Annotated in this window: 10 protein-coding genes; 6 read left to right on the plus strand and 4 right to left on the minus strand. The window is 58.3% G+C overall.

Annotation, left to right across the window (positions count from 1 at the left end; all coding sequences use genetic code 11):
• Nucleotides 1–16: 16 nt before the first annotated feature.
• Nucleotides 17–1,699 (minus strand): long-chain fatty acid--CoA ligase, encoded by a 1,683-nt coding sequence (locus J2X72_RS04405; protein WP_310069318.1) that lies wholly within the window; start codon nt 1,697–1,699, stop codon nt 17–19.
• Nucleotides 1,700–2,407: 708 nt separating this feature from the next.
• On the opposite strand from J2X72_RS04405, the gene J2X72_RS04410 reads away from it, so the two are divergent.
• Nucleotides 2,408–4,042 carry a Na+/H+ antiporter gene (locus J2X72_RS04410; protein ID WP_310068828.1) on the plus strand — a complete coding sequence of 545 codons (1,635 nt, stop codon included), beginning with the start codon at nt 2,408–2,410 and terminating at the stop codon, nt 4,040–4,042.
• Nucleotides 4,043–4,268: 226 nt separating this feature from the next.
• On the opposite strand, the gene J2X72_RS04415 is transcribed toward J2X72_RS04410, so the two are convergent.
• The 3 genes from J2X72_RS04415 to J2X72_RS04425 all read right to left on the minus strand — a co-directional run bounded on the left by J2X72_RS04415 (nt 4,269) and on the right by J2X72_RS04425 (nt 7,616).
• Nucleotides 4,269–5,186, minus strand: coding sequence for an MBL fold metallo-hydrolase (locus J2X72_RS04415; RefSeq protein ID WP_310068831.1), 918 nt, complete (start codon nt 5,184–5,186; stop codon nt 4,269–4,271).
• Nucleotides 5,187–5,446: 260 nt separating this feature from the next.
• Nucleotides 5,447–7,060 (minus strand): GMC family oxidoreductase N-terminal domain-containing protein, encoded by a 1,614-nt coding sequence (locus J2X72_RS04420; RefSeq protein WP_310068833.1) that lies wholly within the window; start codon nt 7,058–7,060, stop codon nt 5,447–5,449.
• A 112-nt stretch (nt 7,061–7,172) separates the two neighbouring features.
• Nucleotides 7,173–7,616 carry a carbon monoxide dehydrogenase subunit G gene (locus J2X72_RS04425; RefSeq protein WP_310068836.1) on the minus strand — a complete coding sequence of 148 codons (444 nt, stop codon included), beginning with the start codon at nt 7,614–7,616 and terminating at the stop codon, nt 7,173–7,175.
• 197 nt (nt 7,617–7,813) lie between these two features.
• On the opposite strand from J2X72_RS04425, the gene pgi reads away from it, so the two are divergent.
• The 5 genes from pgi to J2X72_RS04450 all read left to right on the plus strand — a co-directional run bounded on the left by pgi (nt 7,814) and on the right by J2X72_RS04450 (nt 14,508).
• Nucleotides 7,814–9,466, plus strand: coding sequence for a glucose-6-phosphate isomerase (gene pgi / locus J2X72_RS04430; RefSeq protein WP_310068838.1), 1,653 nt, complete (start codon nt 7,814–7,816; stop codon nt 9,464–9,466).
• 34 nt (nt 9,467–9,500) lie between these two features.
• Nucleotides 9,501–10,553, plus strand: a complete 1,053-nt coding sequence (locus J2X72_RS04435; RefSeq protein WP_310069320.1) for a succinylglutamate desuccinylase/aspartoacylase family protein — start codon at nt 9,501–9,503, stop codon at nt 10,551–10,553.
• Nucleotides 10,553–11,284 (plus strand): HAD family hydrolase, encoded by a 732-nt coding sequence (locus J2X72_RS04440; protein ID WP_310068840.1) that lies wholly within the window; start codon nt 10,553–10,555, stop codon nt 11,282–11,284. The genes J2X72_RS04435 and J2X72_RS04440 overlap by 1 nt, the downstream gene beginning before the upstream one ends.
• A gap of 115 nt (nt 11,285–11,399) precedes the next feature.
• Complete coding sequence (locus J2X72_RS04445; protein ID WP_310068843.1) at nt 11,400–12,389, plus strand: threonine/serine dehydratase; 990 nt, start codon at nt 11,400–11,402, stop codon at nt 12,387–12,389.
• Between the two features lie 121 nt (nt 12,390–12,510).
• A complete protein-coding gene (locus J2X72_RS04450; protein WP_310068846.1) occupies nt 12,511–14,508 on the plus strand; it encodes a PhoX family phosphatase in 1,998 nt (665 codons plus the stop codon).
• Nucleotides 14,509–14,540: the final 32 nt, after the last annotated feature.

A 14,540-nucleotide genomic window follows, 5' to 3' on the forward strand; every position in this document is an offset into this window, starting at 1 on the left:
TCTGATGCCCGCTCGATCAATCCCTTAGTTCCCGCCGCAATATCTTGCCGACATTGCTCTTCGGCAACTCATCGCGAAACTCTACAATGCGCGGGCGCTTGTAGTTGGTCAGCCGTTCGGCACAGAAGGCTTTCACGGCCTCCTCGGTCAGCGCCGGGTCCTTGCGGACGATAAAGAGTTTGACGATCTCGCCCGAATGCTCATTTGGCACGCCGATAGCCGCCGCTTCGCGTATGCCGGCGTGCTCCATCGCAACTTCCTCGATCTCGTTCGGATAGACATTGAAGCCCGAGACCAGGATCATGTCCTTCTTGCGGTCGACAATCTTGGTATAACCGCGCTCATCCATGTATCCCATGTCGCCCGAACGGAAAAAGCCGTCCGATGTCATCGCCTTCTCGGTTTCATCCGGGCGGTTCCAGTAGCCTGCCATAACCTGCGGACCGCGGATGCAGATCTCGCCGACCTCCATCAATGGAAGCTCCTTGCCTTCATCATCGCGGATGGAGAAATCCGTCGAGGGGAGCGGCAATCCGATCGTGCCTGAGAACTCGGTTGCATCGAGCCGGTTTGCCGAAGCCACCGGAGATGTCTCGGACAGGCCATAGCCTTCCGTGATCAGGCAGCCGGTTACCTCCTTCCAGCGCTCCGCAACCGGCTTCTGCACCGCCATGCCGCCGCCAAGCGAAAGGATCAATTCCTTGAAGTCGAGCTTGCGGAAATCTTCATTATTGAGAAGGCCGTTGAACAGCGTGTTTAGCCCGGGAAAAATGTGGAACTTGTACTTCTGCAGCTCTTTGACAAAGCCTGGAATATCGCGGGGATTTGGAATGAGCACATTGAGCGCACCTTGATCGATGCCCATCATTGCGTTCACGGTCAGAGCGAAAATGTGATAAAGCGGCAGCGCGCAAATGTAGACAATGTCCTTAGGGCGTCCTTTTACGCGAAACCCGACATCGCACCACAGGCGCATCTGAGCGACATTGGAAACGATATTGCTGTGTGTAAGGATTGCGCCTTTGGAAATGCCTGTGGTGCCACCGGTATACTGCAGGAAGGCGATGTCACTCCCGGTTACTTCAACGGGTTTCAGCTTTTGAGCTGCACCTTGAGCGAGTGCTGTTTTGAATGGCGTATGGCCCGGCAAAGACCATGCGGGCACCATCTTCTTGACGCGCCGCACGACGAGATTCACGAGGTGACCCTTCAGGCCCAGCATATCGCCCATCGCCGCTACGATGACGTGCTGAACAGGCGTTTTGGTGACAACTTTTGCCAGTGTTGAGGCAAAGTTTTCCAGAATAACAATTGCCTTGGCACCGCTGTCCTTCAACTGGTGTTCCAACTCGCGCGGCGTATAGAGCGGATTGATATTGACGACCGTCAGGCCCGCCCGAAGGATTGCGGCGATCATGACTGGATATTGCAAAATATTGGGCATCATGACCGCGACGCGATCCCCCTTGACCAGTCCCCGCGATTGCAACCATGCGGCCATGGCGCGCGAGTGGCGATTGAGATCGGCATAAGTCAAGCTCTTGCCCATGCAGCTGAATGCGGGCTGGTCGGCATACTGCTTGAAAGCCCTCGCAAGCAGCTCGCCAATGGATTCATATTGCGACGCAGATATTTCTGCCGGAACACCTTCCGGATAGGAGTTCACCCACTCGCGCGGCGTAGGCTTGGCGCTTGCCACCGTGGCAGTTGCCGCCTTAGGCCTTGCCTTCGGTTTTGCCTTGGCAGGCGTCGGCTTTGGTTTAGCAGCGGCTTCCGCAACAACGGACTTTGTTGGGACCGCCGTTGTCTTGGACGCGCGGGCAGTTCTGGTTTTTGATGGGACTTTAACCGGAGTGTCGGTAGCTGCCTTGACAGTCACCGCCTTTGCCTTTGCCGCCGGTTTGGCCTTCGCAGACGTCGCGGCGATTTCGGTAAGGGCGTCGGCTTTTGCCTGGGCGGGCGCCTTTGACGCGCCTGCGTTTTTCGGTTCCGCACGCGCTTTTACTGAATTGTCCGTTGCGACGACCTTCCTGACATTACCGGTTTGCTTTTTCAAAGCTGGCGCGGCGGTTTTCACCGCTTTAGCAACTGGCGCTTTTGCCGCGTTCTTGTTTCTTGCCGGTGTTGTCTCTTTCGCCACATTAACCTCCCAGTTGATTTTTCCTTGAAGCCTGCACCCAGTTCTCCAAACCCGCACGCATGCTACTTAACAACCTTATCTATTGCGAGAGGCAGGCTGCTTGCAAGTATTTACATTGACGTAAACGTAAAATCATGCTGCCCGATCCTTCGACGAAATCGTGCATTTCACCTCTTTGGCGCTATCTGGGCACAAAGTCGCCAAGGTTCGGCTCGACAAAGCACCAACACTTCCTTCATCCTGTTACTGATCAAAACTGGATTCTCCGTGGAAACAATAACCATTGTCCTGCTGATGCTCCTGGCCGTGGTGGTCAGCGATTCCATCATCCGGGTTCTTCCCCTTCCAGTGCCGCTGCCACTGGTGCAGATCGGCCTCGGAGCGGCGATCGCCTCGGTGACGAATATTCGCGTCCAGCTTGATCCGGACATCTTCTTCCTGCTGTTTCTGCCGCCGCTGCTGTTCCTCGATGGCTGGCGCATCCCCAAGGAAGGACTCTTCCGCGACAAGGGCATCATTCTCGAAATGGCGCTGGGGCTGGTTATTTTTACGGTTATCGGCGTCGGCTTCTTCGTCCATTGGATGATCCCGTCCGTGCCGTTGCCGGTCGCCTTTGCGCTTGCCGCAATCCTTTCGCCGACCGACCCTATCGCCGTTTCCGCCATTGCGGCACGCGTGCCAATCCCCTCGCGCATGATGCATATTCTCGAAGGCGAATCGCTGCTGAACGATGCGTCCGGCCTTGTTTGTATGCGCTTTGCGGTTGCCGCCATGCTTACCGGCGCGTTTTCGCTGCAGGCGGCATTCCTGACATTCCTCTGGCTGGCCTTTGCGGGAATTGTAATCGGTGTTGGTGTCACCCTTGGCGTCACAAGAGGCAAGGCGTTCTTGACCCGGCATCTTGGTGAAGAAAGCGGCTCGCAAATCCTTATCAGCCTGCTCATCCCCTTCGGCGCCTATCTTCTGGCAGAACATGTACATGCATCGGGCATTCTTGCAGCCGTCGCTGCCGGCATAACAATGAGCTACGCCGAGAACACCGGCCAGTCTCTGGCCCTGACGAGGGTAAGACGCACGGCTGTCTGGGACACGGCACAATTTGCAGCCAACGGCGCCATTTTCGTGCTTCTGGGCGAGCAGCTTCCAGGCATATTTTCGGGCGCGGTCGATAACGTCCATCACGTGGGCAGGGCGAGCTACTGGTGGTTGCCGGTATATGTGGTGATCATTTATGCGTCGCTGGTAGCGCTTCGCTTTGCATGGGTGTGGGTCTCCTGGCGCTTCGCCTTTCGGCGGTCTCCCAAAAGTGGACAGCTTGGCGTGAGGCCAAGTTGGCAGCTCGTCGCCGCCATGTCCTTTGCCGGGGTTCGTGGTGCCATCACCCTGGCGGGTATCCTGACGCTACCGTTTTTCCTCAATGATGGAAGCCTGTTTCCCGCCCGCGATCTTGTAATTTTCTTGGCGGCAGGCGTCATCATCCTGTCCCTCATCATGGCCAGCATTTGTCTTCCGCGCGTGCTTAAGAATATCGACCTGCCGGTAGAGGATTCCCACCAGCGGGAGGAGGATTACGCCCGTATTGCCGCTGCGGAAGCCGCGATCATGGCAATCGAAAAGGCCCAGCACGAACTCGCATCCGGCCGTGCCGACGCCGATGCTTTCACCGATGTGGCCACGCAGATCATGGAGCTCTATCGCAAGCGCATCGACGGGCGCATGCATCTTGGTGAGGAACGCGAACAGGTAGCACGAAGCGAGGAAATCGGAAAACAGCTGCACATTACCGCGCTGAAGGCAGAGCGGCAGGAAATCTACCGTCTGGTGCGGGCGCGGCGGCTGGAAAGCACCGTCGCCAGCAAAATGGTGCGCGATATAGATCTGCTCGAGGCAAGATTCAGCTGACTAGGGCCAGGCTCATTCATATGATCGAAAAGGCGGCTGAGGCGCTACGAATATGCGAGGAGCTGGGAACGGCGGAGTCTAAGACGCGACAATGGATAAACATTGCCCTCGCCTTTGTTCCCCGTATCCGAACAAATGGCCTCCCACCACCATAAATGGATCCTGACCCTAGGGCACGGAAGGACTAGAAGTACGAGCCCCAGGGCGGTTCCTAACCAAACAAGGGTCAGTAGTCCCAGAATATCGGTACCCAACGAAAGGTATCCCCGTCGGTTGCCACATGACCGACGGATGGGAACGGCAAGTGAGTGGCCACCAGCAGCTCGCCGCTCGCCGCCAGCTCCTTCAAAAGTCGGACGCGCACACGCGCCGCCTCTTCGGGGTCGTGTTCGAAGCCGTTGAACCAGTCGGGGTGCTCGAATCCGACCGCGAACACGGCGTCTCCGGCGAACATCAGCCGGTCGCCACCGTCCGCGAGCCGCACCACGCTGTGCCCTGGTGTGTGGCCGCCGGTGCGGGTGACGACCACCCCCGGCGCAACCTCGTACTCCTCCTCGAACGTCTGCAGACTGCTGCGGTACTCTTCCGCAAACCGCTTGGCGGTGGCCCGAAGCGCGTCCGGGAACCCCTCCGGCATGGAAACGTGGGAGAAATCCGGGTGCGTCCAGAACTTGACCTCGGCGGCTGCAACGTGGATCCGCAAGTCCTTACGCAGTTGGTCCTTCACCCCGTCGACGAGCAGCATGCCAATGTGATCCATATGCATGTGGGTAAGCACCACGTCGGTCACGGCCCCAAGATCGATGCCGGCAGCCTCCAGCCGATGGGCCAATTGCCCGGCCCGCGGCAAATTCAAGTTGGGGTCGTCTCCCAGCCCGGCGTCGATGAGGATGGTCTTGCCGCCGCTTCGCACCACGACCACGTTCAGTCCCCAGTCGAGCTTATCCGTCGGCAGGAAATTGTAGTTGAGCCAAGCCGCCCGGTCGGCAGCATCGGCGTTATGGCCCAGCATCTTGCCGGGCAACGGCAGTACCCCGTCGCTGATCACCATGACGTCGATCTCGCCAATCTTCAACGCGTAGCGCGATGGAACCAACTCGTCTGGGGCCGATCTGGCGGGATGTGAAGTGTGTTGCAGGTTCATGTTTGCCTCCTGTGTTTGCTGACCGCCGCCTTACACACGGCATCGACGAGGCTACGTTGAGGCGTGTTCCCGGTAAATTGGGGTCGAGGGGTAGGGCGAGCCATACCCCGGTATAGGTCCTCCCATTCAAGTTGCGGGGTGTCGATTACCGAAGCGGGCGCTGGCGACAGCGCGGCGGCAACAGTGTTCCAACGGCTTTCGTTGGAACGGTATGGCGGCGGCGCGGGAAGCTTTTTCGAATTCGAGCGTGCTATTCAGTGCTAGTCACTGTCTTCCAGAACAAGGTCTGCTCCCTTGGCACCCACCATCATGGCAGCGGCGTTGGTATTGCCGGAAATAATATTGGGAAATACCGAGCAGTCGATGATGCGTAGTCTCTCTACGCCATGAACCCGCAAACGCGGATCGACCACCGATTGCGTTGCATCCGGGCCCATGCGGCAGGTGGAAACAGGATGATAGACCGTGCCACTGCGCCGTCGGAAATCCGTGATCAATTCTTCGTCACGCTGGCAGGCTGGGCCCGGCAGCAATTCCTCCACGATCAGCTTGGACATTGTCGGCGTTGCCGCGATCTTGCGCAGGAATTTCACGGCGTCGAGCATCTCTGCCACGTCATGGTCAGTGGAAAACGCATTCGGCACGATGCGAGGCTGCTCCATCGGGTCGCTTGAGCGAATGTGGATCGAACCGGTACTAGTCGGACGGCCGTTGGAGAGCCCGATGGAAAAGCCTGGCCATGGGTCGGGCGTCAGGATCGGCCGTTCGCCATTCTTGGGGACCAGCGTTGAAAACGCCTGGAAGTAGAGCTGCATGTTGGCGCGCCGGCGTGATGGATCGCTGCGAAAAAAGCCGCCGCCCTGATTCATGCTGATTGACAGGGGTCCGCTCCGCAGCAGCAGGTATTCCATGCCCGCAAGCGCCTTCCCCCACCACGGCCGCAAAACCTGGTTGAGCGACGGAACATTGGCCCGGTAGGTGTAGTTGATACCGAGATGGTCTGCCAGGTTTTCGCCCACCTGGGCGTTGTCGTGCACCACGGTAACGCCAAGATCGCGCAGACGCTTGGCATCGCCGATACCCGACAGCTCCAGGAGCTGCGGCGTATTGATCGTACCGCCGCAGAGGATGATTTCGCGGCCAGCTATTACAGTTTCGCTCTTGCCATTCCGAATGAATTCGACGCCAGAGGCGCTTTTTCCATCGAAAAGAATGCGCGTCACCATCGCTTGCGTGATGACGGTGACATTGGGCCGCCTCATCGCAGGCCGCAGGAAAGCCCGTGCCGCAGACATGCGCCTTCCGCCTTTCGTCGTCAGTTGAAAAGGTCCGACGCCTTCCTGGCGCGCGCCATTGAAATCGGGATTATAGACAAGTCCGGCTTCCTGCGCTGCATTGATCAGCTGATTGGCAAGCGGATGAAACAGCCTTGAGCAGTCGCTGACATGCAGCGGCCCACCCTTGCCAAGGCTCTGTGCTGGCCCGTGATGGTCCTCAAGCGAGCGGAATACCGGAAGAACATCGGCGTAGCCCCAGCTCGGATTGCCCCTGTCGCGCCACTCGTCAAAGTCTTCGGGGGCGCCGCGAACATAGACCATGGCGTTGATCGAACTCGATCCGCCAAGCACCTTGCCGCGCGGCCAGTAGTCGGCATTGCCATCAAGGCCAGGATCAGGTTCCGCGCGGTACATCCAGTTGACGGATTTGTCGTAAAACGTCTTGCCATAGCCGAGCGGCATGGTCACGAAGAAGCGCCGGTCCGAGCCGCCAGCTTCCAGCACCAGCACGGAATGTCGTCCACTTGCTGAAAGACGCTCCGCGACCACCGATCCAGCCGATCCAGATCCGACAATGACAAAATCAAAGGAGCGCATGCATGCCATTCCAAATGCGTTATTGCATGCGTTCAGGATATCCGGCTTCGACTCCTTAAACCCAAACGGCTTTCCGCCATGGCTTATGGAAATTGCGACAGATGGTCCTTTCCTACGTCCCGCTTACCGCTGCGTTGAAGTTCTCGAAAAACTGCGTGGCGAGTTTCTTGGAGGTCGAGGCAATCAACCGGCTGCCGAGCTGGGCGATCTTGCCGCCGACATCCGCATTGACCGTATATGCCAACACGGTTTCGTTGCCCTCGTCGGTCAAGATCACATCGGCTCCGCCCTTGGCAAATCCGGCAACCCCGCCCTTGCCTTCGCCGGAGATGGTATAGGAAGAGGGTGGATTGAGATTGGTCAGCTCCACCTTGCCGTTGAAACGTGCCTTGACCGGACCGATTTTGACGCCGACGGTGGCTTCGAGCTCCGTATCCGAGATTTTCTCAAGGCTTTCGCATCCGGGGATGCAGGCCTTCAATATCACCGGATCGTTCAAAGCTTTCCAGACAGTGTCGCGCGATGCGGCAATGCGTTCTTCTCCGGTCAAGTCCATGCTCAGCCCTCCCTTTTGGAGCAAACTAGAATACTATTCGGGCAAATAGAAGCGCTTGAAGCGCCGCAGTTCCGTCAGCATTTGCCGCACAGACTTGCCGTATCATGGAAAGACCAAGATTCTTTCTCCGGTTGATTGAACTAAAACGATTCCGGTGGCAGTTTGCCCACCATCAAGCGTGATTTCAGGAGACAGACATGGCGTCAGGACAAGCGAACGACCTCAAGCGGCAGGTGTTGGCATTGAAAGCACATTGGAAAAAGGGTGCGCCGAAGGACATGCGCGCAACCTTCGCCGGTGACCCGAAGCGCTTCTCCCGCTATTCACTTCAGTTGGACGATTTGCTCCTCGACTGGTCGAAATGCCTCGTGGACGACGAAGCGCTGTCGCTGCTTGGGGATCTGGCCAAAGTTGCCAAGGTCGAAGAACGCCGCGATGCAATGTTTGCCGGCAAACCAATCAACAATACGGAGGGCCGGGCAGTCCTGCACATAGCGCTGCGCAATCGCTCGGGCAAGCCGATCAAGGTCGATGGCGAAGATGTCATGCCGGGGGTCAAGGAGGTGCTCGATCGCATGGCGGCATTCGCCGACGGTCTGCGATCCGGCGAAATCAAGGGCGCGAAGAACAAGCCGATCACTGACATCGTCAATATAGGCATCGGCGGTTCCGATCTGGGCCCGGCCATGGCCACTCTGGCCATGTCGCCTTACCATGATGGCCCCAAAGCGCATTTCGTCTCCAATGTCGATGGTGCGCATATCGCCGATACGCTTGCGGGTCTCGATCCCGCGACAACGCTGATCATCATCGCTTCGAAAACCTTCACCACCATCGAGACCATGACCAACGCCAAGGCGGCGCGCAAATGGATCGCCGATGCGCTGGGCGAGAAGGCAGTTGGCAAACACTTCGCCGCTGTTTCCACCGCGCTCGACAAGGTCGACGCCTTTGGCATCCCTGCAGACCGTATTTTTGGTTTCTGGGATTGGGTCGGTGGCCGCTACTCCATCTGGTCGGCGATCGGTCTTCCGCTGATGATCGCCATCGGACCGGAGAATTTCGGCCGTTTTCTCGATGGCGCCCATGCGATGGACGAGCATTTCCGCAAAGCTCCGTTGAACAAAAACCTGCCGATGATGCTCGGCCTTGTCGGCTATTGGCATCGCGCCATTTCCGGCTATACCAGCCGCGCCGTGATCCCTTACGACCAGCGGCTGGCCCGGTTGCCTGCCTATTTGCAACAACTCGACATGGAATCGAACGGCAAAGGCGTGACCATCGATGGCAAGCCGGTTACGGGGCCGACCGGACCCGTCGTCTGGGGCGAACCTGGCACTAACGGTCAGCATGCGTTCTTCCAGCTCTTGCATCAGGGTACAGATACAATTCCAGTAGAATTCATCGTTGCGGCCAAGGGTCATGAGCCGCATCTCGACAACCAGCACGAAATGCTGCTGGCAAACTGCCTCGCCCAATCGGAGGCCTTGATGCGCGGCCGCACACTGGACGAAGCCAAGGCGCAACTTGCGGCAAAGAACCGGCCCAAATCCGAGGTGAACCGCATAGCGCCGCACAGGGTTTTCACCGGCAACCGCCCATCAATTACCATCATCCATGACATTCTCGATCCCTATACACTTGGCCGCCTGATTGCCCTTTACGAGCACCGTGTGTTCGTCGAGGCGCAGCTTTACGGCATCAATGCCTTCGATCAGTGGGGCGTCGAGCTTGGCAAGGAACTGGCGACGGAACTTCTGCCGGTGGTCTCCGGTGAGGTAAAGCCGAAGGACAAGGACGCTTCCACGCAAGGTCTTGTCGCGCACCTGCGCAAGCGCCGCGGTAAATAGAGCTAAAGTCACACGAAATAATCGGAAAAGAATGATGAAGACGGAAATGATCTCGCTGCCCGGCGACGTGCCCGGCAACAGCATTGAACTGCGCGTGCTGCGCTTTGAAGGCAAGAACAGCGACGCCATCAGCGCCTATTTGCAGTCGTCGCTGCATGGTTCGGAACTGCCGGGACAGGCCGCGTTGCATTTCCTCATTCCAATGCTCGAGAAGGCCGAAAAGGAAGGCCGCGTCGCGGGCGATATCACCGTCGTTCCGCAGGCAAATCCGGTCGGATCGGCGCAATGGCAGGCGCATCAGCATCTCGGCCGTTTCGATTATTTTTCCGGCGTTAATTTCAACCGTTCTTTCCCGTTGCTCGAAACATTCGATACCTCCGGGCTCCCCGCTATCGATGCACCGAAGTCTTTGGCGGAGCGGCTAAAGGCGCAGCTCTTGCGCCTCGCGTTGCCGCACCAAATCGTGCTTGACCTCCACTGTGACGACGAGAGCGAGAACTACCTCTATATCCATCGAGCTTTTCTGCCGGAAATGTATGATCTCGCTTCCGCGCTCGGTTCGACCGCCATCCTTTCATGGGATAGCACGGCCGATGCCGCCTTCGAGGAGGCCTGCGCGCATCCGGCGTTGCATCTGTCCGAGCAAGAACGAAAGGCCCGCGCGGTTACCACCGTCGAGTTTCGCGGTCTGAACGATGTCGACATCGAAACCGGCAAAAACGACGCCGAGGGCCTGTACAGGTTCCTGGTCCATCGCGGCGTGATCATCGACGACAGCGTCAAGCTGAATGTCGATTTCAATGGCCCGGTGACGCCACTCGAAAATGTCGAGATGATCCGTGCGCCGCGGGGCGGGATGGTCCTGTTCCACGTCGATATCGGCACTGAGGTCGAAGCCGGCGCCAAGCTCGTGACGATCGTGACCGTTCCGGGTGATCCAAGCGGCGACATGACGCTGACCGCACCGCAGGCGGGGCGCGTTCTCACGCGCCGGAGCCACCGTTATACCCGTCGCGGCGATGATTTGTTGAAACTCCTCGGCGGCAAGCGTTCGGAAAACGCCCGGCCGGGCTCGCTGGAAGCCTGATGCCGACGGCCGGTCCATGCCAGATCCGCGGCATCCTCTTCGACAAGGATGGCACGCTCGTCGATTTCAACCGCACCTGGTTCGGAATCACCATGGAATTGGCGCACAAGGCAGCCGATGGTGATGAGGCACGGGCGCGGGCACTGGTCGAAGCGGGCGGTTATGATTGGGAGATGGAAAAGTTTCGCGGCGGCTCGGTCATCGCCGCGGGAACTGTCAACGACATTGTCGATCTGTGGCATCCCGAATTGACGCTCGAGGAAAAGCGCGAGCGGATCACGGCCTACAACGCCTATGCCGTGCAAGAGGGTTCGCGCCGCGCCATCGGCATCGAAGGTTTGCACGCGACGCTGGAAGCGCTGGTGGCGCAGGGGTTTGTCCTCGGCATCGCCACCAACGACTCGGAAGCCGGTGCGCGAGCAACGGCGGAAGCGCTCGGCCTGACCGCGTTCTTCACCGTGGTCATTGGTTATGATTCCGTGGCGCGCGCCAAGCCCCATGCGGACCAGCTGCATTTATTTGCGGCCAAGACGGGCCTTGAGCCCAATTCTATCGCCATGGTCGGCGACAATGCACACGATCTGGAGATGGCCCATGCAGCCGGCGCCGGCCTTGCCATCGGCGTCCTGTCCGGAAACAGCACGCTGGATGACCTTGCGCATCTCAGCGATGCTATCCTGGGTTCCATCGCCGAACTGCCGCAGTTTCTGGACAAGCGGGCTCAATCCTAGTCTTAATCTAAAAGCACCGCCCTCTTCGATTGCTATGATGACAATGATTTGAGTGCCCGTTGCGGATCGCGGTGCTATCAATCCTACGCATTGTACGACCTGGAGCGAGGGCAGCATGGACAGTCAGGATTTGGCGATTAACATAGGAGACGTCGAGGCCGCCGCAGCGAGGCTCAAAGGCCAGATCGTATCGACGCGGCTTGTCGAATCCGAAGCACTGAACGCAAAGTACAAGGCGCGTATCCTGTTCAAGCCGGAATGTCTGCAACGCACAGGCTCGTTCAAATTCCGCGGTGCCTACAACCGTATCAGCCAGTTCACCGGGGACGAACACAAGCGCGGCATCATCGCCTATTCCTCGGGTAATCACGCCCAGGGCGTGGCCAGCTCGGCCAAGCTTTTCGGCATTCATGCCACTATCATCATGCCGCTTGACGCCCCGCAGACAAAGGTCGCCAACACGCGTTCCTATGGCGCGGAAGTTGTGTTTTACGACCGCTACAATCAAACGCGCGATGAGGTTGCTGCACCCTATATCGAGGAGCGCGGCATGATCCTTGTGCCGCCTTATGACGATCCATCCATCATGGCGGGGCAGGGAACGATCGGCCTCGAACTCGTGGCCGATGCCAATGAGCGCGGTCTGACGCTCGACGAATTGTTCGTGCCGAGTGGCGGCGGCGGCCTTATCAGCGGCATTTCCGTGGCAGTAAAGGCTGGTTCTCCCGGAACGCGCATATGGGGCGTTGAGCCGGAGAATTTCGATGATCTGCGCCGGTCGCTGATCGCGGGTCAGCCGGTCGCCAATGAACCCGGCCATCGTTCGATCTGCGACGCGATCTTGACGCCGCAACCGGGAAATCTCACCTTCCCGGTCAACAAGCGCAACCTTGCCGGTGCCATCGCGGTCGCCGATGATGCGGTGAAGGCTGCGATGCGCGATGCGGCGAACCACCTGAAATTGATCGTAGAGCCCGGCGGCTGCGTCGGGCTTGCGGCTTTGGCAAGCGGCGAAGTCGATATCGAGGGCAAGACGGTTGCTGTCGTTTTATCCGGCGGCAATGTCGATCTCGACCTCTATGGCGAATTCATCGCGGCAGCCTAGACCTTAGTCTCAGGGGCGCAATACGCGCGCGTCTGTCATCATATTGTTACTCTGGCGTCATAGCGGGGAAGTACGTTTAAGAGACGTTGAAGACCCAGCCATATAGCCAGAGGTAAGCGCCATGAACGAACAGTCTCAGCCATTCCGTACCAGCCAGATCGAGGAAAATGACGGCCCGGGAAACAACCCGACCGACAATGCCACCATGGGTGAGCTCATTGCAGCGCGCTTCTCGCGGCGGGGTTTCCTCAAGGGCTCGCTCGCCGTATCCGCCATCGCCGCAACCGTCAGCCCCATGGCGCTTATGATGGCTGACGATGCGCGCGCCGAGAGCAAATCGGCTTTCGTTTTTGACGAAGTTGAGGCCGGCATCGATGAGACGCACCATGTCGCCCCCGGGTATGACGCTGATGTCCTGTTGCGTTGGGGTGATGGCATTTTTGCCGATTCGCCCGAGTTCGATCCGCTGAACCAGACACCGGAATCCCAGGCCAAGCAATTCGGCTACAACAATGATTATGTCGGCTATATTCCGATCGACGGTTCTTCCGAGCATGGCCTGCTCGTCGTCAATCACGAATACACCAATGAACATCTGATGTTCCCGGGTATCGTCAAAGTCGTCAAGGATGATAAAGGCGACGCCAAGATCGAGATTGCGCCAGCTGACAAGAAGCGTGTCGATATCGAAATGGCCGCCCATGGCGGTACCATTGTCGAAATCAAAAAGACCGACGGCAAGTGGCAGGTCGTCAAGGACGGCAAGCTCAACCGGCGCATCACTGCGAACACGGAGATGCAATTGTCCGGCCCGGTTGCCGGCCATGACCGCGTCAAGACCAACGCCGATTCGTCCGGCAAGAAAGTTTTGGGCACGATCAATAATTGCTCGGGCGGCGTTACGCCCTGGGGCACCTATGTTTCGGGCGAAGAAAATGTTCACTACTACTTCCTCGGTAAATTGCCCGAGGACAGCAAGGAAGCCGACAATTACAAGCGCAATAGCATCCCGGAAACCACCTATGATTGGGGCAAGTTTCATGATCGTTTCGACCTGTCGAAGGACCCGAACGAAGCCAATCGCTTTGGCTACGTGGTCGAGATCGATGTGAACGATCCCAACTCCATTCCGAAAAAGCGCACGGCACTCGGCCGCTTCAAGCATGAGGGTGCGGATTCCATCGTCGCCAAGGATGGCCGCGTCGTCTTCTATCTCGGTGATGATTCCCGCTTCGAATATGTCTACAAATTCGTCACCACCGGCAAGTTCAACCCGGATGACCGCGCCGCCAATATGGATCTTCTCGATGACGGCACGCTTTATGTCGCCAAATTCGATGTTGACGGTTCGGTGAACTGGCTGCCGGTTGTCTTTGGTGAGGGGCCGTTGACGGAAGCCAATGGCTTTGCCAGCCAGGCAGACGTGTTGATCGAAACCCGCCGCGCTGGTGATCTGCTCGGCGCGACCAAGATGGATCGCCCGGAAGACATTGGCCCGAACGGCGCCAATGGCAAAGTCTATGTCATGCTCACCAACAACACCAAGCGCAAGGACGATCAGGTTGATGCGGTCAACCCGCGCGCCAAGAACGCCTTCGGTCATATAGTCGAAATTACCGAGGAAGACGGCAATTTCGCCGCCACCAAGGGCAAGTGGGAAATATTGCTGAAATGCGGCGATCCATCAGTCGCAGATGTCGGCGCATCCTTCTCCACCGATACCACCAAGAATGGCTGGTTCGGCATGCCGGACAACTGCTCGGTCGATGCGGATGGACGCCTATGGGTAGCGACGGACGGCAATTCCCCCAAGGAAACCGGCCGCACCGATGGCATATGGGCCGTGGATACGGACGGTCCCGCCCGTGGCACGTCCAAACTGTTCTTCCGCGTGCCAGTTGGCGCGGAAATGTGCGGCCCGCTCATGCTGCCGGACATGGCAACATTCATGGTTGCGGTCCAGCATCCCGGTGACGGCGGCGACGATTGGAAGCCCTTCGGCCGTCCATCCTATTACGAAGACCTGTCGACCCGCTGGCCGGACTTCAAGGACGACATGCCGGTCCGTCCCTCTGTCCTCGCCATCACAAAAAAGGGCGGCGGCAAGATCGGCGTTTAAAGTAACAAGGATCTCGGGCGCGCACGCCCGGT

It is taken from the genome of Phyllobacterium sp. 1468, assembly GCF_031455525.1.
Taxonomy (GTDB): domain Bacteria; phylum Pseudomonadota; class Alphaproteobacteria; order Rhizobiales; family Rhizobiaceae; genus Phyllobacterium.

Bases quoted from the DNA above. Each gene is read 5' to 3' on its own strand.
- J2X72_RS04445 (WP_310068843.1), top strand. From the start codon at position 11,400: ATGGACAGTCAGGATTTGGCGATTAACATAGGAGACGTCGAGGCCGCC.
- J2X72_RS04420 (WP_310068833.1), bottom strand. From the start codon at position 7,060: ATGCGCTCCTTTGATTTTGTCATTGTCGGATCTGGATCGGCTGGATCG.
- J2X72_RS04450 (WP_310068846.1), top strand. From the start codon at position 12,511: ATGAACGAACAGTCTCAGCCATTCCGTACCAGCCAGATCGAGGAAAAT.
- J2X72_RS04415 (WP_310068831.1), bottom strand. From the start codon at position 5,186: ATGAACCTGCAACACACTTCACATCCCGCCAGATCGGCCCCAGACGAG.
- J2X72_RS04435 (WP_310069320.1), top strand. From the start codon at position 9,501: ATGAAGACGGAAATGATCTCGCTGCCCGGCGACGTGCCCGGCAACAGC.
- J2X72_RS04440 (WP_310068840.1), top strand. From the start codon at position 10,553: ATGCCGACGGCCGGTCCATGCCAGATCCGCGGCATCCTCTTCGACAAG.
- pgi (WP_310068838.1), top strand. From the start codon at position 7,814: ATGGCGTCAGGACAAGCGAACGACCTCAAGCGGCAGGTGTTGGCATTG.
- J2X72_RS04425 (WP_310068836.1), bottom strand. From the start codon at position 7,616: ATGGACTTGACCGGAGAAGAACGCATTGCCGCATCGCGCGACACTGTC.